The sequence below is a fragment of the uncultured Dietzia sp. genome (assembly GCF_937873725.1).
In the GTDB taxonomy this organism is placed as follows: Bacteria; Actinomycetota; Actinomycetes; order Mycobacteriales; family Mycobacteriaceae; genus Dietzia.
On record NZ_CALMYY010000023.1, the window covers coordinates 1 to 21,707 of the forward strand.

The 21,707-nt window shown below is 72.2% G+C and carries 18 protein-coding genes and 1 pseudogene; 1 reads left to right on the forward strand and 18 read right to left on the reverse strand.

Annotated features, from left to right (window positions below):
• The 18 genes and pseudogenes from Q0444_RS01480 to Q0444_RS01565 all read right to left on the reverse strand — a co-directional run.
• A pseudogene (locus Q0444_RS01480) lies at nt 1-182 on the reverse strand (orotidine 5'-phosphate decarboxylase); the annotation flags it as partial.
• Nucleotides 179-3,541, reverse strand: a complete 3,363-nt coding sequence (gene carB / locus Q0444_RS01485; RefSeq protein ID WP_299020819.1) for a carbamoyl-phosphate synthase large subunit — start codon at nt 3,539-3,541, stop codon at nt 179-181. The gene carB and the pseudogene Q0444_RS01480, both read right to left, overlap by 4 nt.
• Nucleotides 3,541-4,749 carry a glutamine-hydrolyzing carbamoyl-phosphate synthase small subunit gene (carA, locus tag Q0444_RS01490; protein WP_299020821.1) on the reverse strand — a complete coding sequence of 403 codons (1,209 nt, stop codon included), beginning with the start codon at nt 4,747-4,749 and terminating at the stop codon, nt 3,541-3,543. The genes carB and carA overlap by 1 nt, the downstream gene beginning before the upstream one ends.
• Nucleotides 4,746-5,303, reverse strand: a complete 558-nt coding sequence (locus tag Q0444_RS01495) for a hypothetical protein (RefSeq protein WP_299020823.1) — start codon at nt 5,301-5,303, stop codon at nt 4,746-4,748. Before Q0444_RS01495 ends, carA begins: the two co-directional genes overlap by 4 nt.
• Nucleotides 5,300-6,628 carry a dihydroorotase gene (locus Q0444_RS01500; RefSeq protein WP_291080007.1) on the reverse strand — a complete coding sequence of 443 codons (1,329 nt, stop codon included), beginning with the start codon at nt 6,626-6,628 and terminating at the stop codon, nt 5,300-5,302. Before Q0444_RS01500 ends, Q0444_RS01495 begins: the two co-directional genes overlap by 4 nt.
• Entirely contained in the window at nt 6,625-7,566 is a 942-nt protein-coding gene (locus Q0444_RS01505) for an aspartate carbamoyltransferase catalytic subunit (protein WP_291080005.1), read from the reverse strand. Before Q0444_RS01505 ends, Q0444_RS01500 begins: the two co-directional genes overlap by 4 nt.
• Nucleotides 7,563-8,147 carry a bifunctional pyr operon transcriptional regulator/uracil phosphoribosyltransferase PyrR gene (gene pyrR, locus Q0444_RS01510; protein ID WP_291080004.1) on the reverse strand — a complete coding sequence of 195 codons (585 nt, stop codon included), beginning with the start codon at nt 8,145-8,147 and terminating at the stop codon, nt 7,563-7,565. Before pyrR ends, Q0444_RS01505 begins: the two co-directional genes overlap by 4 nt.
• A 69-nt stretch (nt 8,148-8,216) precedes the next feature.
• On the reverse strand, nt 8,217-8,762 hold the full coding sequence (nusB, locus tag Q0444_RS01515) for a transcription antitermination factor NusB (protein WP_291080002.1): 546 nt from the start codon (nt 8,760-8,762) through the stop codon (nt 8,217-8,219).
• A 2-nt stretch (nt 8,763-8,764) separates the two neighbouring features.
• The gene (efp, locus tag Q0444_RS01520; RefSeq protein ID WP_291080000.1) at nt 8,765-9,328 is read right to left on the reverse strand and encodes an elongation factor P; all 564 of its coding nucleotides are present in this window, start codon (nt 9,326-9,328) and stop codon (nt 8,765-8,767) included.
• A gap of 74 nt (nt 9,329-9,402) precedes the next feature.
• Entirely contained in the window at nt 9,403-10,503 is a 1,101-nt protein-coding gene (locus Q0444_RS01525; protein ID WP_291079998.1) for a Xaa-Pro peptidase family protein, read from the reverse strand.
• Nucleotides 10,500-11,627, reverse strand: a complete 1,128-nt coding sequence (gene aroB, locus Q0444_RS01530; protein ID WP_291079997.1) for a 3-dehydroquinate synthase — start codon at nt 11,625-11,627, stop codon at nt 10,500-10,502. The genes Q0444_RS01525 and aroB overlap by 4 nt, the downstream gene beginning before the upstream one ends.
• A 47-nt stretch (nt 11,628-11,674) precedes the next feature.
• A complete protein-coding gene (locus tag Q0444_RS01535; RefSeq protein WP_291079995.1) occupies nt 11,675-12,226 on the reverse strand; it encodes a shikimate kinase in 552 nt (183 codons plus the stop codon).
• Nucleotides 12,223-13,425, reverse strand: coding sequence for a chorismate synthase (gene aroC, locus Q0444_RS01540; protein ID WP_291079993.1), 1,203 nt, complete (start codon nt 13,423-13,425; stop codon nt 12,223-12,225). The genes Q0444_RS01535 and aroC overlap by 4 nt, the downstream gene beginning before the upstream one ends.
• A 49-nt stretch (nt 13,426-13,474) precedes the next feature.
• A complete protein-coding gene (locus tag Q0444_RS01545) occupies nt 13,475-14,326 on the reverse strand; it encodes a shikimate dehydrogenase (RefSeq protein WP_291079991.1) in 852 nt (283 codons plus the stop codon).
• Entirely contained in the window at nt 14,316-15,488 is a 1,173-nt protein-coding gene (mltG, locus tag Q0444_RS01550) for an endolytic transglycosylase MltG (RefSeq protein WP_291079989.1), read from the reverse strand. Before mltG ends, Q0444_RS01545 begins: the two co-directional genes overlap by 11 nt.
• A 92-nt stretch (nt 15,489-15,580) precedes the next feature.
• On the reverse strand, nt 15,581-16,063 hold the full coding sequence (gene ruvX, locus Q0444_RS01555) for a Holliday junction resolvase RuvX (RefSeq protein WP_299020829.1): 483 nt from the start codon (nt 16,061-16,063) through the stop codon (nt 15,581-15,583).
• Nucleotides 16,060-18,720 carry an alanine--tRNA ligase gene (gene alaS, locus Q0444_RS01560; protein ID WP_299020830.1) on the reverse strand — a complete coding sequence of 887 codons (2,661 nt, stop codon included), beginning with the start codon at nt 18,718-18,720 and terminating at the stop codon, nt 16,060-16,062. Before alaS ends, ruvX begins: the two co-directional genes overlap by 4 nt.
• A 210-nt stretch (nt 18,721-18,930) precedes the next feature.
• Entirely contained in the window at nt 18,931-20,208 is a 1,278-nt protein-coding gene (locus Q0444_RS01565) for a replication-associated recombination protein A (protein ID WP_299020833.1), read from the reverse strand.
• A 255-nt stretch (nt 20,209-20,463) separates the two neighbouring features.
• On the opposite strand from Q0444_RS01565, the gene Q0444_RS01570 reads away from it, so the two are divergent.
• The coding region (locus Q0444_RS01570) for an alkaline phosphatase family protein (RefSeq protein WP_299020831.1) at nt 20,464-21,707 on the forward strand (1,244 nt) is incomplete at its 3' end.

Here is a 21,707-nt window from a genome sequence, read left to right on the forward strand (position 1 = left end):
AGATCCCCGAACGCCTCGAGCGATCGGCGGGCGAACTCGGCCACCCCCGCGGCGTCGACCCCGAGCCCCCACGCCTCGAGCAACGCCGGGTGGGGATCGATCCCCACACAGAGGTTGCCGCGGTCGGCCACGGCCGACCGCAGACGGGCCCCGAAGTGGGCCCGGGGTGCGATCGGGGTCATCGGACGGAGAAGCCCTTGTGCAGCTCCTGCAGGGGGCTGACCGTGACGTCCCCGCGCTGCATCGCCTCGATGCCGTGGACCGCGGCCGTCGCGCCCTGCACGGTGGTCACGCACGGGACCCGCCGGGTGATCGCGGCCGACCGGATCTCGTGTCCGTCGGCCCGGGTGCCGCCGGTGGACGAGGCGATGTTGAGGATGAGGTCGACCTCGTCCGCGTTGATCCGGTCGACGATCGTCCGGACCGGGTTCCCCTGATCGTCCACCGGGCCGGTTCCGGACTCGGTGAGTTTGGCGACCGTCTCACACGCGATCCCGTGGCGGCGGAGCATGAGCGCCGTGCCCTCGGTGGCCAGCACCGTGAACCCCAGCGCGGCCAGTCGCTGCGCCGGGAACACCATCGAACGCTTGTCGCGGTTGGCCACCGAGACGAACACGGTCCCGGATGTCGGCAGGACCCCCTCGGCGGCGAGCTGGCCCTTGGCAAAGGCGACCGCGAAGTCCGGGCCGATCCCCATGACCTCGCCGGTCGACTTCATCTCCGGGCTGAGCAGCGAGTCGACGGGGTGGCCCTCCGGGGTACGGAAGCGGTTGAACGGCAGGACCGCCTCCTTGACCGCGACGGGCGCGTCCGCCGGGAGCGACCCGCCGTCGCGGTCGGTCGGGAGCATCCCCTCGGCCTTGAGCTCGGCGATGGTCTCCCCCAGCATGATGCGCGCGCAGGCCTTGGCCAGGTGGACGCCGGTGGCCTTGGAGACGAACGGGACCGTGCGGCTGGCGCGCGGGTTCGCCTCGAGCACGTACAGCACGTCGTCCTTGATCGCGTACTGGACGTTCATCAGGCCCTTGACGCCGATGCCGAACGCGAGGGCCTCGCTGGAGCGCCGGACGCGGTCGATGTCGTCCCGGCCCAGGGTGATGGGAGGGAGCGCGCACGCGGAGTCGCCCGAGTGGATCCCGGCCTCCTCGATGTGCTCCATGACCCCGCCCAGGTACACCTCGGTGCCGTCGCACAGGACGTCGACGTCGATCTCCACGGCGTCGTCGAGGAAGCGGTCCACCAGGACCGGTCGGTCCGGGCTGATCTCCGTGGCGCGCTCGATGTAGGACCGCAGGGAGGACTCGTCGTAGACGATCTCCATCCCGCGGCCGCCGAGGACGTAGGACGGGCGGACCAGCACGGGGTAACCGATCCGCGCGGCGATCTCGGTGGCCTCCTCGGCGTTGATCGCCGTGCCGAACGCGGGCGCGGGCAGTCCGGCCTTCACCAGGACCTCGCCGAACTCGCGACGGTCCTCGGCGAGGTGGATGGCCGACGGGCTGGTGCCGACGATGGGCACGCCGGCGTCCTCGAGCTGCGCGGCCAGGCCCAGCGGGGTCTGGCCCCCGAGCTGGACCAGCACCCCGGCCACGGTCCCCGACTCGGACTCCGCGTGGAAGACCTCCATGACGTCCTCGAACGTCAGCGGCTCGAAGTACAGGCGGTCGGCGGTGTCGTAGTCCGTGGAGACCGTCTCCGGGTTGCAGTTGACCATCACGGTCTCGTACCCGGCCTCGGACAGGGTGAGCGCGGCGTGGACGCACGAGTAGTCGAACTCGATGCCCTGGCCGATCCGGTTGGGTCCCGAACCCAGGATGATGACCTTGTCGCGCTCGGTCTGCGGCGCCACCTCGGACTCGGCCGCCGGATCCAGCTCGTAGGTCGAGTAGTGGTAGGGCGTCTTGGCCTCGAACTCCGCGGCGCAGGTGTCGACCGTCTTGTAGACGGGCCGCACGCCGAGGCGGTGGCGCAGGCGCTGGACGCCCTCGGCGCCCGCGAACTCCGGCCGCAGGGCCGCGATCTGCGCGTCGGACAGGCCGTTGTGCTTGGCGCGGCGCAGCAGGGCCTCGTCGACCACCGGCGCGTCGACGATCTCCTGCCGGAGCTCGACGAGCGCGGCGACCTCGTCGACGAACCACGGGTCGATGCCCGAGGCCTCGTGGACCTGGTCGACGGTCGCACCGAGGCGCAGGGCCAGCTCGACGTCGTACATCCGCCCCTCGGTCGGCCGCACGAGGTCCGCGAGCACGGCGTCGACGTCGGTCGACCGGCCGGGCGCGATCGTCTCGTCCGGGAGGGTCCAGAAGCCCGCGGCCTTGGTCTCCAGCGAGCGCATGACCTTGCCCAGCGCCTCGCGGTAGTTGCGGCCCAGGCTCATGGCCTCGCCGACGGACTTCATGGTGGTGGTGAGGGTGTCGTCGGCGCCCGGGAACTTCTCGAACGCGAACCGCGGCGCCTTGACCACGACGTAGTCCAGGGTCGGCTCGAAGCACGCCGGGGTCTCGCCGGTGATGTCGTTGGTGATCTCGTCGAGCGAGTACCCGATCGCGAGCCGGGCGGCGATCTTGGCGATCGGGAATCCCGTCGCCTTGGACGCCAGGGCCGACGACCTCGAGACGCGGGGGTTCATCTCGATCACCACGAGGCGGCCGTCCGCGGGGTTGATCGCGAACTGGATGTTGCAGCCGCCGGTGTCCACGCCGACGGCCCGGAGGATGTCGATCCCGACGTCGCGCATGTTCTGGAACTCGCGGTCGGTGAGGGTCATCGACGGGGCGACCGTGACCGAGTCACCGGTGTGGACGCCCAGGGCGTCGACGTTCTCGATCGAACACACCACCACGACGTTGTCCTTGTTGTCGCGCATGAGCTCGAGCTCGAACTCCTTCCACCCGAGGATCGACTCCTCGATCAGGACGTTCGCGGTGGGCGAGGCCGACAGGCCCCCGCCGGCGATCCGCTCGAGGTCCTCGGTGGTGTACGCGAGGCCGGACCCGAGCCCGCCCATGGTGAACGACGGGCGCACCACCACCGGCAGGCCGAGTTCGGCGACGGTCGCGTGGACCTCCTCCATCGTGTGGCACACGGCGCTGCGGGCGGACTCCCCGCCGACGCTCGCGACGATGTCCTTGAAGGTCTGACGGTCCTCACCGCGGTTGATCGCGGGGATGTCGGCGCCGATGAGCTCGACCCCGTGCTTGGTGAGGATGCCCTGCGCGTCGAGCTGCATAGCTGCGTTGAGCGCGGTCTGCCCGCCGAGGGTGGCGAGCACGGCGTCGATCGGGTGCCCGTCCGCCGCCTCCTTGATGAAGATCTTGTCGATGAACTCGGGCGTGATCGGCTCCACGTAGGTGGCGTCGGCGAACTCCGGGTCGGTCATGATCGTGGCCGGGTTGGAGTTGATCAGCGTCACCCGCAGCCCCTCGGCCCGCAGGACGCGGCACGCCTGGGTGCCGGAGTAGTCGAACTCGCAGGCCTGGCCGATGACGATCGGACCGGAGCCGATCACGAGGACGTGGTTGATGTCTGTGCGGCGGGGCATCAGTTCGAGCCCTTTCTGGAGTCGGCGGAACCCTCGGCGGAGGAGCCGAGCAGGCTGACGAATCGATCGAAGAGGTCGGCGGCGTCGCGCGGACCCGCGGCGGCCTCGGGGTGGTACTGGACGGAGAAGGCGGAGCCGTCGGTGAGGGCGACCCCCTCGACGGTGCCGTCGTTGGCGCACACGTGGGTGACCGTGGCGGTACCCCACGGCGTCTCCCAGGTGTCGGTCTCCGGTGCGCGGAGCGCGAACCCGTGGTTCTGCGACGTGATGGCCACGGCCCCGGTGGACTTCTCGATCACCGGGATGTTGGTCCCCCGGTGCCCGAACCGCATCTTGTAGGTCTCCAGCCCCAGCGCGCGGCCCAGGATCTGGTTGCCGAAGCAGATCCCGAAGAACGGGATCCCCTGGCTCAGCACCTCCTTGGTGAGGTGCACGGCCGCGTCCGCGGTGGCCGGGTCGCCGGGCCCGTTGGAGAGGAACACCCCGTCCACGTCCAGGTCGAGGACGTCCTGCAGGGTCGAGCCCGCGGGGATCACGTGGACCCGGACCCCGCGGGCGGCGAGCATGCGGGGGGTGTTGGTCTTGATGCCCAGGTCCAGGGCGGCCACCGTGAACCGCGCCCGGCCCTCGGGCTCGACGACGTAGGCGGCGTCCGTCGAGACGACGCCGGACAGCGAGGCCCCCGCCATGGACTCCTGCGCGCGCACGGTGGCGAGCATCGACTCGTCGCTGACCAGGTCCGCCCCGGAGAAGATGCCGGCCTTCATCGCGCCGAGGTCGCGGATGTGCCTGACCACCGCCCGGGTGTCGACGTCGGCGATGCCGACCGTCCCCTGCGCGATCAGCTCGTCCTCGAGGGTGCGCCGGGACCGGTAGTTGGACGCGCGGCGCGAGAGGTCCCGGATGACCAGTCCGGAGACCCAGATCCGGCCGCCGCCGTCCTCGCCGTCGAGAAGCGACTCGCCGTCCTCGTCGTTCCACCCGGTGTTGCCGATCTGGGGTGCGGTGGTGACGACGATCTGCCGGCAGTAGGACGGGTCGGTGAGGGTCTCCTGGTACCCGGACATGGCGGTCGTGAACACCGCCTCGCCGAGGGTGGTGCCGGTCGCCCCGAAGGCGGTGCCGCGGTGGATCCGGCCGTCCTCCAGGACGAGCGCGGCGGGCTGACGGGCCCCCGGTGCGGCTGTGGTGCTGTTGTGCGATGTCACTGCTTCTCCTCGGTGGTGGAGCTGGGCGTCTCGGGGGTGTCGGGCAGGTCGGCGGGCGTGGCGTCGCCGCGCAGTGCCTCCCAGCGGGGGTACGAGTCCTTGTCGTCGGCCCGGAAGCCGGTGTCGATCAGGGAGCGGCCGTCGCTGCCGTCGACGTGCCACCGGGCGACCAGGATGCCGCCGCCGGGCACGGTCTTGTTGGCCAGGGCGGACGCGCGGCGCACGTCGACGAGGTCCGCCCTGGGGATCCACACGGTGGCGTCGACCAGGTCGAGCGCGAGGCCGCCGGTGTACGCGGTGAGGGTGCCGGCGGAGCGGTGCCCCAGCGGTGCCCTGGCGATCCTCGCCTGCCAGTCCCCCGCGATCGTGCTGCCGATGTACACGCCGGTCAGCGGGCCGAGGACCACCGCACCGGGATCGGCGGGGGCCGGCGGCAGCCGGTCGAACAGGCCTGCCTGGGACCGGCTGCGGTTGCGCCACCCCAGCGCCATCAACCCGAGCAGCCCGAGGAACACCGCGAGCACGACGAGTACGGTCCACGCGTCCTGGCTCATGCGAGCACCGTCCCGTCGAGGCTCGTCATCCGGCCCCGGTAGACGGTGCCCACGACCCGGGCGGCGAACGTCATGCCCTCGTAGGGGGTGTTCGCGGACAGGCTCGCGAGTTCCTCGCCGACGACGGTCCACGGGGAATCGGGGTCGACGACGGCGAGGTTGGCGGGCTCGCCCACCTGGATCGGTCGCCCCTGATCCGGCAGGCCGGCGATCTCGGCGGGCCGGGTGCTCATGACGCGGGCGAGATCGCGCCAGGTCATCTCCCCCGACTCGACCAGGAGCGCCGCCACGATGGGCAGGGCGGTCTCCAGCCCGAGCATGCCGGGACGGGCGGCGGCGAACTCGCAGCACTTCTCCTGCGCGGCGTGGGGTGCGTGGTCGGTGGCCACGCAGTCGATCACGCCCGCGACGAGGGCCTCGCGCAGCGCGCGGGCATCGTGGGCCTCGCGCAGCGGCGGGTTGACCCGGTAGACGCCGTCGTAGGACTCGAGCCGCGAGTCGTCGAGCAGGAGGTGGTGGGGCGTGACCTCGGCGGTGATGGAGATCCCCTGCGCCTTGGCCCACTTCAGCAACTCGACGGTGCCGGTCGTGGACGCGTGGCAGATGTGGACCCGGGCGCCCGCGTCCCGGGCGAGGATGGCGTCGCGGGCGACGATGGACTCCTCGGCCGATCGCGGCCACCCGGTGAGCCCCAGCCGCGCGGCCGTCGGCCCCTCGTGCGCGACCGCACCCCGGGTGAGCCGGGGCTCCTCGGCGTGTTGGGCCACCAGGACGCCGAGGCCGGCGGAGTACTCCAGCGCCCGACGCATCACCAGCGGGTCGTCCACGCACATGCCGTCGTCGGAGAAGATCCTGACCTTCGCCTCACCGGAGGCCATCTGCCCCATCTCGGTGAGCTGCTCGCCCTTCAGCCCGACGGTGACCGCGCCCACCGGGTGGACGTCGCACAGCCCGAGCGACCGCCCGATCCGCCACACCGAATCGGTGACGGTCTGGTTGTCCTGCGGCGGTTGGGTGTTGGCCATGGCGAACACCGCCGTGTAGCCGCCGCGGGCGGCGGCCGCCGAGCCGGTGGCGATCGTCTCGGTGTCCTCCCGGCCGGGCTCGCGGAGGTGGGTGTGGAGGTCGACGAACCCGGGCAGCAGCACCGCGCCGTCCAGGTCGTGGACCTCGACGGTGCCGGGGTCCCCGTCGGGGGTGGCACCGCCCGCGTCGGGCCCGATCGCGGCGATGAGACCGTCGCGGACGAGCACGTCGACGGGGTCTCCCTCCCCGTACGGCCGCACCCGGCGCAGTAGCAGGGCCGGGGGTTCGAGGACGCTCACTCGGGGGTTCCTTCCGTTCCGACGAGAGTGTGGAGCAGGACCGACATCCGCACGTGGACGCCGTTGGTGACCTGCTGGAGGATCGCGGACGACGGGGCGTCCGCCGTGTCGAACCCGATCTCCATGCCGCGGACCATCGGGCCCGGGTGGAGCACGACGGCGTGCCCGGGGAGTCGCGCCGCGCGGGCGGGACCCAGCCCGTAGCGGATCGCGTACTCGCGGGCGGACGGGAAGAATCCCCCGTTCATCCGTTCGGCCTGGACCCGCAGCATCATCACGGCGTCCGCCCCGGGCAGTTCGGCGTCGAGGTCGGTCGAGGCGCGCACCGGCCACGTCCCGACGCCCACGGGCAGCAGCGTGGGCGGCGCCACCAGGACCACCTCCGCCCCGAGCGTGGACAGGAGCAGGGCGTTGGACCGGGCGACGCGCGAGTGGAGGATGTCGCCGACGATCACCACCCGTCGTCCCTCGATCCCGCCGAGGCGCTCCCGGATGGTCATGGCGTCGAGCAGCGCCTGCGTGGGGTGCTCGTGCATCCCGTCCCCGGCGTTGATCACCGACGGACCGACACCGCCCGGCGCGACCCACCGCGCGATCTGCTGGGCGGACCCGGAGGCGGGGTGCCGCACGATCAGGGCGTCCGCACCGATGGCCGTCAGCGTCATCGCGGTATCCCGGAGGGACTCGCCCTTCTGGACCGACGAGGCGCTGGCCGAGACGTTGATGACGTCCGCGCTCAGCCATTTGCCGGCGGTCTCGAAGGACACCCGCGTGCGGGTGGAGTTCTCGTAGAACACGGTGAGGACGGTCCTGCCCCGCAGGGTGGGGAGCTTGCGCACCTCGCGGCCGAGGAGGGCGTCCTTGAGCCGACCCGCCTCGTCGAGGATGGACAGCGCCGCGTCGCGGTCGAGATCGGCTGCAGACAGCAGGTGCTTCATCGCGTGCCCTCCGGGTCGGGCCGCACGAGGACCACCGCGTCGCGGCCGTCGATCTCCGTCAACCGGACCGAGACGTCCTCGTCGCGGGCTGTCGGCACGTTCTTGCCCACGTAGTCCGCGCGGATGGGGAGCTCCCGGTGCCCCCGGTCCACCAGGACGGCGAGCTGGACGCGGGCGGGACGGCCGAGGTCGCGGAGGGCGTCGAACGCCGCCCGGATCGTCCGGCCGGAGAAGAGGACGTCGTCGACGAGGATGACCGTGGCGGCGTCGATCCCGGCCGCCGGGACCGAGGTCGGGCCCATCGGGCGGTGCGGGCCGCCGGCCAGGTCGTCGCGGTACAGGGTGACGTCCAGCGACCCGGCGTGGACGTCCGCTCCGCTGAACTCGCGGATTCGCTCGGCCAGGCGGTGCGCCAGGGGCACCCCTCGGGTCGGGATGCCGAGAAGGACCACGGGGCCCGAGTCGGGCGCGTCCGCCGCCGTGCGTTCGATGATCTGATGTGCCAGGCGGGAGACCGTCCTGGCGACGTCGTCGGACGTGAAGAGTGAGACCGAGGTCGTATCCGGACCATCAGCGTTCACCGATCACCACCTCCTTGTCCGCCTCGCTGGACGGCTCGTTAAAGGGATAGCTTTCGGGACCGAACTCTATCAGTCCCCGGGGCCCGCCTCCGGCGTGTCGGGGGTGGGCTCGGACACGTCCGAGGCCTCCGCCGATCCCAGGGCCGACACCGCTCGCTCGGCGGCCCGGATGTGCTCGGCCAGCCCCGCGACCCGGTCGAGGACGGCGTTGACGTAGGCCACCGACTTCTCGGCGGACAGCTCGGTGATCAGCAGCACCGACTGGTCTATGACGACGGCCGAATCCACCTGCTCGGTGCCGAAGAGCAGCTCCCACGCGCCGGCGCGGAGCACCGCCCTGTCGACGGCCGGGAGGCGCTCGAGGGTCCATTCGCGCAGGTGCTCGGAGATCATCGCGTCGAGGCGGTCGAGCCGCTCCGCCACGCCGGTGACGATCTCCATGGTGTACGGCGCCACGTCGTGGAACTCCTGGGAGTCGGCACCCATCCTGCGGCGCTCCTCGGCGAGTTCCACCACGTCCGCATCCCGCAGTTCCGCCTCGAACAGCAGTGCCACGGCGCGCTTCCGCGCCCGGAACCGGGAGCCCCGGCGCCGGTAGTCGACGTCGTCCGTCATGGTCAGTCGTTCACCCGGCTGAGGTAGCGCCCGTCGCGGGTGTCGATCTTCAGCTTGTCGCCGGTGTTGATGAACAGCGGAACCTGGACCTCCGCGCCGGTCTCGAGCGTGGCCGGCTTGGTCCCACCGGTCGAGCGGTCGCCCTGCAGGCCCGGGTCCGTGTGCTGGACCAGCAGGTCCACGGAGACGGGCATCTCGGCGAACAGCGGGACGCCCTCGTGCACGGACACCTGCACGCTGGTGTTCTCCAGCAGGAAGCGCGCGCTGTCGCCCATGACGCTCGGCGGCACGTTGATCTGCTCGAAGTCCTTCTCGTCCATGAGGACGTAGTCCTCGCCGTCGCGGTAGAGGAACGTCATGTCCCGGCGGTCCACCGTCGCGGTCTCCACCTTGACGCCGGCGCTGAAGGTCTTGTCGATGGTCTTGCCCGAGACGACGTTCTTCATCTTGGTGCGGACGAACGCCGGACCCTTACCGGGCTTGACGTGCTGGAACTCCTGGATCTGCCAGAGGTTCCCCTCCTCCTTGATGACGAGGCCGTTCTTGAAGTCGGCGGTGGACGCCATGGTCGGTTCTCCTTCGCGGGTCGGCCGCGGGCGGCCGGGGACCGGCGCCGCGCGCATCTTCGTGGGACGGCTGCTCAGAGCACCCTGAGCGCCGTCGACGTGGTGGTCAGGGACCTGCCGCCGCCGCCGGTGACGGCCACGGTGTCCTCGATTCGGATCCCCCCGAGGCCCGGGAGGTAGATCCCCGGCTCGATGGTGATCACATCGCCGTCGGACAGTGTACTCGTGGATCTCTGCGACACCGCGGGCGCTTCATGGACGTCCAACCCCACCCCGTGTCCCAGGGAGTGGCCGAAGTGGTCGCCGAATCCGGCGCCGGCGATGATCCCGCGACTGACCCCGTCCAGCTCGGCGCAGGAGAGCCCCGCGCGGACCGCGTCGACACCGGCGATCTGCGCGCGCCGGACGACCTCGTAGGCGTCGAGCAACCGGTCCGCCGCGCCGCCCAGCGCCACCGTCCGGGTGCAGTCGGAGGCGTAACCGGCGACCGTCGCGCCGAAGTCCACCACGACCAGGTCCCCGTCGGCCAGCACGCGGTCCGCGGGCACGTGATGCGGGTGGGCGCCGTTGGGGCCCGAGGCGATGATCGTCTCGAAGGCCACGCCGTCGGACCCGGCCCTGCGCATCGCGTGCTCGAGATCCGCGGCGACCTCCCGCTCGGAGCGGCCCACGGCGAGCAGCCCCCTCGCCAGCAGATCGGTCCACGCGCGGTCCACGATCCGGCACGCCCGACCGATCGTGTCGAGCTCGGTCGGGTCCTTGGTGCGACGGACCTGCTCGACCAACCCGCTGGTCTCCACGATCGGGGTGCCCGACGCCCCGGCCTCCCGGAGGGACCGGCGCAGGGCGGCCGCGGCCGACAGGGTGAGGACGTCCGCCTCCACCGCGAGCGGGGCGTCCGCGGGTCCACGGCGGCGCCCCAGGACTCCCGGGACGTACTCCCGGGAGATCACGTGCCCCACGCCCGGCGCCTGCTCGACCACCTGGAGTTCGTAACGCGAATCCGTGCAGAGCACCGCCTCGCCGTCGTCCTCCACCAGGGCGGCGCCGCCGGAGCCGCGGAAGCCGGTGAGGTAGGCGATGTTGCGGGGATCGGTGACGAGGAGCGCGGTCGCCCCCGCGTCGACGACGGCGGCGGCCACGTCGCGACGCCGCGCGGCCAACCGGTCGGTCACAGCAGGATCCCGCCACCGCTGGGTCGGCGGCCCTCGGAGATCGCCGCGTAGGCCGCCACCATGAGCGACGGGTCCGGGGCCTCCATGCGAGCGGGGCGGCCGAGGCCGTCGAGCACCACCAGGCGCAGGAACCCGGAGTGGTTCTTCTTGTCCCCGGCCATGAGTTCGTGCAGCCGGGGGAACGCGTCCTCGTCGTACCCGGTGGGGAGCCCCAGCGAGGACAGGATCGAGGCGTGACGGTCGGCCGTGGCGTCGTCGAGGCGGCCGGCCAGCCGCGCCAGTTCGGCCACGAAGCACATGCCCACGCTCACGGCCGCGCCGTGCCGCCAGCGGTACTGTTCGCGCCGCTCGACCGCGTGGCCGAGGGTGTGTCCGTAGTTGAGGTTCTCGCGCAGGCCCGATTCCCTGAGGTCCTGGCCCACGACGTCGGCCTTGACCTGCACGCTGCGGCGGATGAGCTCGACGATCGTGTCGCCGGTCGGGTCGAGGGCCGCCTCGGGATCGGCCTCGATGAGGTCGAGGATCACGGGGTCCGCGATGAAGCCGCACTTGACCACCTCGGCCATGCCGGAGACAAGCTCGTTGCGCGGCACCGACTCGAGGGTGGCGGTGTCGATGAAGACGGCCGCCGGCTCGTGGAAGCAGCCGACGAGGTTCTTCCCCGCGTCGGTGTTGATCCCGGTCTTGCCGCCCACGGCCGCGTCGACCATGGCCAGGAGGGTGGTGGGGATGTGCACCACGCGGACCCCCCGCATCCAGGTGGCGGCCACGAAGCCCGCCAGGTCCGTGGCGGCCCCGCCGCCCAGGCTCACCACGGTGTCCTTGCGGCCGAGCCCGATCTTGCCGAGCACGTCCCAGCAGTACCCCGCGACCTGGAGGTCCTTCCCGGCCTCGGCGTCGGGGATCTCCACGCGGTGGGCGTTGACGCCGGCCTCGGCGAGCTTCTCCCGCAGCGCCTCGGCGGTCTGGGTCAGCGGGGGCTGGTGGAAGATCGCGAGGTTGCGCGCGGAGGAGCACGCCTCGAGGATCTCGGGCAGCAGACCGCGACCGATCACCACCGGATACGGGTCGGCGGACCGCACCTCGACCACCACGGGTCCGGCCTTCTCGTGGTCCTGGTTCATCTGCAGCTCCCGCTCCTCGGTCGTATCGCCATCGGGTCCAGCGTCGTTCACGGTCGGACACCCGCGTCCCGGACGTGCGGGTCACCGGAGGTGAGCCTGTCGACGATCTCAGACACCACCTTGCCCGAACTCCGGCGTTCGGTGCTCACCGTGGACCACGCCACCTCGCGGTACAGCGGCGAGCGTTCGGTCAGCAGCGCCTGGTAGCGCGCGGTCACGTCGCCACCGGCGAGCAGCGGTCGGCCCGGCCCCTGGGATCGGCGCACCCCCTCGGCCACGCCGATCGTCAGGTGGATCACGCGCTGTCCGCGCAGTCGCCGCCGGGTCTCCGCCGAGAGCACCGCCCCGCCGCCGAGGGAGAGCACACCGTCGAACGACTCGAGGGCCTGCCCCACGATCCGCTCCTCGATCGCGCGGAAGCCGGGTTCGCCGTCCGTGGCGAAGATCTCCGGGATCGTCCGGCCCTCGGACTCCTCGATCATCTGGTCGGCGTCGAGGAACGGTACGTCCAGCCGCCGGGCCACCTTGCGTCCGATGGTGGTTTTGCCGGCACCCGGCGGACCCACCAGGACGGCGACCGGTCGGGCCGGGTCGCTCATGCCGGGTCCGTGTCCCAGTCCAGTCGCTCGGCCACCGCGTCGAGGTAACCCCGGACGTTGCGGCGCGTCTCGGACAGCGAGTCCCCGCCGAACTTCTGCAGGACCGATCGGGCCAGGACGAGGGCCACCATCGCCTCGGCGACCACCCCGGCGGCCGGCACCGCGCACACGTCCGAGCGCTGGTGGATGGCGGTGGCGGTGGACCCGTCCGCCATGTCGACGGTGCCCAGTGCCCGCGGCACCGTGGAGATCGGCTTCATCGCGGCGCGAACCCGCAGGGCCTGGCCGTTGGTCATCCCGCCCTCGAGTCCCCCGGCGCGGTTGGTCCTCCGCTCGACGCCGTCGGCCCCGCGGAGCATCTCGTCGTGCGCGACGCTGCCGCGCCGCCGTGCGGTCTCGAACCCGTCGCCCACCTCGACGCCCTTGATGGCCTGGATGCCCATGAGGGCACCCGCCAGCTGGGCGTCGAGACGTTCCTCGCCCGAGACGTGGGATCCGAGCCCGATGGGCAGCCCGTGGACCACGACCTCGACCACCCCGCCGAGGGTGTCCCCGGCCTTCTTGGCGGCCTCGATCTCGGCGATCATCGACTCGCCGGTGGCGGTGTCGAAGGCGCGGACGGGGTTGGCGTCGATGTCCGCCAGGTCGGAGAAGGCCGGTTCGGGTCCGACGTACGGCTCCGAGCCGCCGATGGAGACGACGTGCGACAGCACCTCCACTCCCAGCACGTCCCTCAGGACGGCGCGGGCCACCGTCCCGGCGGCGACCCGGGCCGCGGTCTCGCGGGCGCTGGCCCGCTCCAGGACCATGCGGGCGTCGTCGAAGTCGTACTTGAGCATCCCCGCGAAGTCCGCGTGACCGGGCCGGGGTCGCGTGAGGAGCGCCGCGCGGGCCTTGTCCTCGATGGAGTCGGGGTCCACCGGGTCGGCGGACATGATCTGCTCCCACTTGGGCCACTCGGTGTTGCCGACCTCGATCGCGATGGGAGAGCCCATCGTGCGACCGTGGCGGACCCCCCCGAGCACCCGCACCGCGTCGGCCTCGAACTTCATCCGGGCCCCGCGACCGTAGCCCAGGCGGCGACGGGCGAGCTGCGAGGCGATGTCCTCGCTCGTCACCTCTACACCCGCTATGACGCCCTCGAGGATCGTCACGAGGGCCTGGCCATGCGATTCTCCGGCGGTGGTCCACTTCAGCACGCCGCCGATCATCCCACGACCGCCGCCGGACCGGCACATCAGGGCCGCGCTAGCGACCGAGCGCCTCCGTCAGGGCGGCGGCCATCTCCGCGCGCGGCGCCGGGCGGCCCGTGAACAACTCGACCTGACCGAAGGCCTGGTTGAGCAACATCACGTCGCCCCCGACCACCGGGATCCCGTAGTCGCGCGCGACCGCACCCGCCGCGGTGGGCCAGGGTTGGTAGAGGACGTCGAACAGACGACGGGCGTGGGACACCAGCTGCAGGTGATCCCGGACCCCCGGTTCGGGAACGGTGTTGATCAGCACGTCCGCCCCCGCGACCTCGGCCGGGAGGGCGTGATCGGTGAGCAACATCGTGTGGATCTCCAGCCCCAGCACCCGACCGCAGGCCGCCGCCGGTCCCGCGTTGTGGCGACGCGACGCCAGGACGACCCGGGTGGCGCCGGCCTCGGCGAGTCCCGCCAGGACCGGCCGGGCGGTCCCGCCGACCCCCAGCACGACGGCGGTCGGCTCCGCCGGGAGGTCCCCGAAGGCCGCCAGCGCGCCGGTCACGCCGTCGACGTCCGTGCAGTCCGCCCACCACCCGTCGCCGCGACGCACCAGGGTGTTGGCGCTCCCGACGATCCGGGCCCGGGCGCTCACCTCGGTGGCGTGGTCGAGCGCGGCGAACTTCCCGGGCATGGTGACGGAGTAACCCACCCGGTCCGCCGGCGATGCGTCGACGACCGCCGGCAACTGCTCGGCGTCGCAGTCGATCCGCTCGTAGGTCCAGCCGTCCAGCCCCAGCGCGCGGTACGCGGCGCCGTGGAGGACCGGGGAGAGCGAGTGATCCACCGGGTGCCCGAGCACCGCGGCGGACCGGGGGCCGTCGGCCGGCGGGATGACGGGGTCAGCGCCCACTGGACAGGACCCCGTTGGCGATCGCCTCACTCTGGTAGCGCTCGTGCTCCGGGTACTCGTCGGCGAACCTGGTGGTGCCCTGCATGTCGACCGTGACGAAGTACTTCCACTGCCCGTCGGCCGGGTTCTCCATGGCGCGCAACGCGTCGAGTCCGGGAGAGCCGATCGGGCCGTACGGCAGACCGTCGATCGCGTAGGTGTTCCACGGCGTCACCGCCGCGCGGTCGGCGTCGGTGGTGGCGATCTCCTGGTCGGCGAGCGCGTAGTTGACCGTGGAGTCGAACTGGAGCCGCATCGGCTCGTCGAGACGGTTGAGGATCACCCGGGCGATCTTGTCGAAGTCCTCGAGGGTGCCCTCCTTCTCCACCAGGGAGGCGGCGGTGACGACCTGGTACGGGGTAAGGCCGATCCGCTCGGCGGAGGCCACGAGCCCGGTCTGGTCGTAGGACTGGGTGGAGGAGGCGATGAGCTGGCGGAGGATCTCGACGGGGTCGGACTGGGGGTTGACGGTATGGACCCCCGGTGCGATCAGGCCCTCGAGGCGCCGCACGGGGTCGGGCGCGGCCTGCACCTCGTTGATGGCCCACCCGGGAACCCCCAGGGCCACGGGATCCACCCGGACCGCGGCGTCGACGATCTCGAGCGGGGACCGGCACGTCGGCGGGGCGTCGGGCACGTCCAGGTCCCGCAGGCAGGTGGCCTCGGCGATCTGGGTGAAGATGCCCTTCTCCGTGCCGCCGCCCACCACCACGGTGTCCAGCAGGCGCCCCCCGGGCTTGATGTCGATGAAGCCGACGCGGTTCCGCGGATCCGCCAGGGCCGCCACGACCGATGCGGCGCTCATCTCCTCGCGCACCTGGTAGTAGCCCGGCTGGATGCCCTCGACCGGGGTCCCGGACGCGGCGCCGGTGAACGCGCGCGTGCTGGCGACCGTCCCCAGGTCGTACAGCCGGTCACCGACCATCCCCAGGGTGTCCCCCGGCTCGACGTGCAGCAGGGCGTTGCCGGTGCCCTCGCCGCTGAAGTCCGGCGCGGCGGAGACCTCGGCGTTGAGATTGCGGAAGACCATCACCGCGAAGGCCAGGACGACCCCGACCACGGCCGCGAGGAGGATGAATCTGGTGGTGCCACTCGTGCGCGATCGTCCTCGTGCCGCAGACATGGTGCTCCTTAGCCAGGGGTTCGGTGGAGCTGCCCGACGGACAGCGTGGTGCTCGCGGTGAGTTTATCCAGCCGACGCGCCGCGCACACCGTTCATCGACGGGCGTGCCGTGAGTCGAGCCACGCCTGCAGGAGCACCACGGCCGCGGCCTGGTCGATGATCCCGCGCTGCTGGCGGGTCGTCCCGCCCCCCCCCTGGAGCCCGGGCCCCCCCGACACGGCGGGGAGCCGCTCCTCCTGGAACTCCACGGCCAGGTCCGGCGAGGCGGCCTCGAGCGCGGCGACGAACGACCGGGCCATCGCCGTGGACGCGGTGTCCCTGCCCTTGAGGGAGGTGGGCAGCCCCACGATCACCCCGACGGCGTCGTACTCCTCGACGAGGGCGGACAGACGCGCGACCTCCGCCGCCCACCCGGGGTCGCCACTGGAGACGCGGATCGTCTCTACAGGTGTCGCGAGGATCCCGTCCGGGTCGCACGAGGCCACACCGATGCGTGCGGTGCCCACGTCGAGCCCGAGGCGTCGGCCGCGGGTCCACCCGGCCCCGACGCCGGCCGCGCCGGGGGCGTCGGTCACCCGACCTCCCGGACCGCGGCGCGCAGCGCGGCCACGGCGGCGTCGAGTCCGGACGGGTCGGTTCCCGCGCCCTGCGCCATGTCCGGCTTCCCGCCGCCCCGCGCCCCCAGTGCGGGGGCGATTGCCTTGACCAGGTCGCCGGCCCTGAGCCCGCGGTCCTGGGCGGCGGGGCTGACGGCGATCACGAACGGAACCTTGTCCGCGCCGGGAGCGGCGAGGAACACGACCCCGGCGTCCCCGCCGAGCCGGCCCTTGAGGTCGGAGGCGAGGGTGCGGAGGTCAGCCGCCGCTCCCCCCGGGGTCGAGTGCGCGAGGAAGCGGATCCCGCCGAGGTCCTCGGCCGCCGACAGCAGGTCCCCGGCCTGGGAGGCCAGTGACGCCGCGCGCAGCGCCTCGAGGGCCTTCTCCGCGTCCCGGAGCTTGGCCGCCAGCGCGGCCACGCGGTCGGGCAGCTCGTCGGTGGGCGCCTTGAGCGAGGTGGCCAGGCCCGAGACCAGCGCGCGTTCGCGGGCCTGGTGCCGGTAGGCGTCCATGCCGACGTAGGCCTCCACGCGGCGGATACCCGATCCCACCGACGCCTCGCCCAGCAGGGTGACGGGGCCGATCTGGGCGGAGCTCGACACGTGGGTGCCGCCGCACAGCTCCATGGAGAACGGGCCGCCGATCTCCACCACCCGGACGCGGGACCCGTAGTTCTCCCCGAACAGGGCCATCGCGCCCATCCGCCTGGCCTCGTCGAGGGAGGTCTCGACCGTGTTCACGCCGTAGTCGGCGTCCACGGCCGCGTTGGTGATCTCCTCGACCTGCGCCAGGACGTCGGCCGGGATGGAGCCCGACCAGTTGAAGTCGAACCGCATGTAGCCCGGCTTGTTGAGAGAGCCCGCCTGGACCGCCTCCGGCCCGAGGATCTGCCGGAGCGCGGCGTGCACGAGGTGGGTGGCCGAGTGACCCTGCGTGGCGCCCTTGCGCCACTCGGGGTCGACCGCCGCGGTGACGAGCTGGCCGGCCTCGACCTCCCCCCCGGTGAGCACGCCCTTGTGTACCCAGAGCTTCTTGCCGATCTTCTGCACGTCGTCCACCCGCATCTGGAAGCCGGCGGTGGAGATCATGCCGCGGTCGCCCAGCTGCCCGCCGGATTCGGCGTAGAACGGCGTCCGGTCGAGCACGAACTCGACCTGGTCACCCTCCCTGGCCACCCGCACGGAATCGCCGCCGGAGACGATCCCCACCAGGGTCGACTCGTCGGTCAGCTCGGAGAAGCCGGTGAAGACGGTCTCCCCCGCGTCGAGGAAGTCGCGGTACACCGAGAGGTCGGCGTGGGCGTGCTTCTTGGACTGCGAGTCCGCCTTGGCCCGGGCCCGCTGCTCGGACATGAGGGAGCGGAAGCCCTCCTCGTCCACCGTCAGTCCGGCCTCGGCCGCCATCTCGAGGGTGAGGTCGATCGGGAAGCCGTGGGTGTCGTGCAGGGCGAAGGCCTGGCGGCCCGACAGGGTGGCGGCGCCCGACTCCCTGGCGGCCTCGGCGGCGCGTTCGAACAGCTGCGTCCCGGACTCGAGGGTCTTGAGGAAGGCCACCTCCTCCGCCACCGCGATGCGCTCGATCCGGTCGTACCCGGCGACCGTCTCCGGGAACGACGGGCCGATCGCCTCCCTGACGGTGGCCATGAACGCCGCCATCGCGTCCCCGGTCGCGCCCAGCAGCCGCACGGACCGCACGATGCGGCGCAGCAGGCGCCGCAGGATGTACCCGCGGCCCTCGTTGCCCGGGGTCACCCCGTCGGAGATGAGCATGTACGCCGTCCGCGCGTGGTCGGCGATCACCCGGAAGCGCACGTCGGAGGCGTGGTCCGCACCGTACTGGGCGCCGGACAGCCGCTCCGCGGTGTCGATCACCGGGCGGAGCAGGTCGGTCTCGTAGACGTTCTCCACCCCCTGCAGCAGGAACGCGACGCGCTCCACGCCCATGCCCGTGTCGATGTTCTGCTTGGGCAGCGGTCCGAGGATCTCGAACGCGTCCTTGCCGGTGCCCTCGCCGCGCTCGTTCTGCATGAAGACGAGGTTCCAGATCTCGATGTAGCGGTCCTCGTCCGCCTCCGGCCCGCCCTCGAGCCCGTACGCCGGCCCGCGGTCGTAGAAGATCTCCGAGCAGGGACCGCACGGCCCCGGCACGCCCATGGACCAGTAGTTGTCCGCCATGCCCCGGCGCTGGATGCGCTCGACGGGGATGCCGACCACGTCCCGCCAGATGCCAAAGGCCTCGTCGTCGTCGAGATAGACGGTGACCCACAGCAGCTCCGGATCGATCCCGAACCCCCCGTCCTCCACGGATGTGGTGAGCAGCGCCCACGCGTGGCGGATCGCCCCCTCCTTGAAGTAGTCGCCGAAGGAGAAGTTCCCGGCCATCTGGAAGAAGGTGTTGTGGCGGGTGGTGATGCCCACCTCCTCGATGTCGAGGGTGCGCACGCACTTCTGGATGGAGGTCGCGGTGGCGTGCTCGGGGGTCTCCTGGCCCAGGAAGTAAGGCTTGAACGGGACCATGCCGGCGTTGACGAACAGCAGGTTGGGGTCGTCCAGGACCAGTGACGCGCTGGGGACCTCGGCGTGCCCGGCCCGCACGAAGTGGTCGAGGAAACGACGCCGGATCTCATGGGTCTGCACAGGGGGCCTCACTGGTGGTCGTGACGAGGTGGTGGGACGACTGCTCAGCCTACCGTCGGCTCCGGAGCGGTCGGAGGAAGGCCGGACGGGGGGACGCCCGCGGCGACCGCGACGGAGACGACGACAGAGACGACGACGAGGTGGGCGCCCCGGGACCGGATCGCCGCCCGGGTGCCGCGACCACCGGTGACGAGGGTTCCCGGACCCGGGCTACGTCGTCCCCCGGATGATGCCGCGCAGCCTGGTGAGGCGTGTCGAGAGTTCCCGCTCGTTCCCGTGACCGGAGGGTGAGTAGTAGTCGCGTCCGACGAGCTCGTCCGGCGGGTACTGCTGCTCCACCACCCCCGCCCGGGCCTGGTGGGCGTACGTGTAGCCGACCCCGTTGCCCAGCCCCCTGGCCCCGGCGTAGTGGCCGTCGCGCAGGTGCCGCGGCACCTCCCCCACGCCCCCGGCCCGGACGTCGGCCATCGCGGCGTCGATCGCGGAGATGACCGCGTTGGACTTGGGGGCCGTGGCGAGGTGGATGGTGGCCTGGGCCAGGGCGAGACGGCACTCCGGTAGCCCCACCTTCTGCACGATCTCGGCCGCGGCCGACGCCGAGAGCAGCGCGGTGGGGTCCGCCATCCCGATGTCCTCGCTCGCGTGGATCATGAGCCGGCGCGCGATGAAGCGCGGATCCTCCCCCGCCACCAGCATCCGTGCGAGGTAGTGCAGGGCCGCGTCCACGTCCGAGCCGCGGATCGACTTGATGAAGGCGCTCGTGACGTCGTAGTGCTGGTCGCCGTCCCGGTCGTAGCGCACCGGGGCCGCGTCCAGGCTCTGCTCGACGATCTCGGGCGTCACCACCCCGTCCTCGGCCGCCTCCGCGGCGGCCTCCAGGACGGTCAGGCTGCGGCGGGCGTCACCGCCCGCGAGTCGGACGATGTCCTCCACCGCCTCGTCGGTGACCTCGACCGTCCCGGCGAGCCCCCGCTCGTCGGCGACCGCACGTCGGATGACGGTGGCCACGCCCTGCTCGTCGAGCCCGTGGAGTTCGGCGATGAGCGACCGGCTGAGCAGCGGGGCGATCACGGAAAAATGCGGGTTCTCCGTGGTCGCCGCCACCAGCAGCACGATGCCGTTCTCCACCGCGGCGAGCAGCGCGTCCTGCTGGCTCTTGGAGAAGCGGTGGACCTCGTCGATGAACAGCACCGTGCGTCGGCCGTGGATCTGCCTGGTTCGGGCGTCGTCGATCACCGCCCGGACGTCCTTGACGCCCGCGCTCAACGCCGACAGGGCCACGAAGTGCCGACCGGACGAGCTCGCCACCAGGTTGGCCAACGTGGTCTTGCCCGTGCCCGGCGGCCCGTAGAGGATCACCGAGGAGCCGCCCCGTCCCTCGACCAGGCGCCGCAGCGGCGAGTTGGGGCGCAGGAGGTGGTCCTGTCCGATCACCTGCTCCAGCGACCGCGGCCGCATCCGCACCGCCAGCGGGGCCGACGGGTCGATCGGCGGGGGCGCGGAGGCGGCCGACCCCGCCGGCCCTCCGGCTCCGGCGTCCCCGGCCGCGAACAGCCCTGCGTCATCGCTCACCCCGTCAGGTTACCGACGGGCCCGGGACCGCCCGCGGGTGAACATCCGGCGACGCACCGCGCGGCGCGCCGGCCTCACTCCACCCGGTGCGGTTCCCTGGATCCCAGGTGCGCCCCGCCCGCGCGGGGTAGAACTCTCAGCAGTCCATCCTGACCGGAGGAGCCCCACACGATGAGCCGCCACGCCGCCCCCTGCCACGGCCCCACCATGACCCGCCGGGAGGCGCTGGCCGGCGCCGGGATGGTCGCCGCGGCCGGGGCGGTGGGCATCACCCTGCTCGCCGAGCCCGCCCCGGTGTGGGCGAACCCGACCCGGCCCGTCGCCGACGACCTCGATGTCTACGTCCTGGTCACCGACGGGATGCGGCCCGACGAACTCAACCCCGTCCAGGCCCCGACGCTGCACCGCTGGGCGTCCGAGGGCACCCGGTTCTCCGACGCCTCCTCGGTGATGATCGCCGAGACGCTGCCCAACCACGCCGCGATGGTCACCGGGGTCCTACCCGAACGCAACGGGGTCCCCGCGAACGCCGTCTGGGACCACGCGGCCGGAACCGACAGGACCCTCGACCGGCCCGACGACCTGCGCGCCCCCACCGTGCTCGACCGCATCCGCACCGAGGCGGGGCTGACCACCGCGAGCGTGCTGAGCAAGGACTACCTCCACGGGCTGTTCGGCGGGCGTGCGAGCGTGCAGTGGGCGCCCTTCCCGCTGGTGCCGATCACCGACCACTCCCTGGACTGGTTCACCGTCGAGGCCCTCAAGCGGACCGTCACCGACCACGCCCCGCGCATGACCTTCGTCAACCTCGGCGACATGGACCGATTCGGGCACATGGACCTGTCGGGTACGTCGCTGCGGCTGGCGCGCAACCAGGCGGTCGCGAACTCCGACAACAAACTCTGGGACTTCGAGCAGTTCCTGCGCTCGACCGGTCGGTGGGAGCGCTCGGTGCTCATCGTGCTGGCCGACCACGGCATGGACTGGTCGGAGCCGCTCCGGCTCATCAGCGCGGCCGGCGCGATCGACGCCGACCCCGCCCTGCGGGGCCGGTTCGGGATCGCCCAGAACGGCGGGGCGGACACCCTCGCCCACCCCCGGCCCGCGCGCGAGCAGGGCGGCTCGCCCGCGCGCCTGCGGGGGGGCCGCGGCGGACGCCCCGGGGGCAACCCGCTCCCCGAACCCGCCGGGCCCGGACTCCGCCGCGAGGAACGCGTCAACCTGCGCCGCCGCCTGGCGCTCGGCTCGGGCGATGGGGTTCAGGGCTCCCTCCATGGCCGACACCATTCTCGCGCTTTCCAGAAGCGGTCGCGAACCCGGCCCGCCGGCTGTCGGATAATCGGCAGCGAGATGGGTCTCGGATACTTCGGGAAGGCCATCGACACCTGCGAGCGGGAGTTCACCCCGCCCGCCCT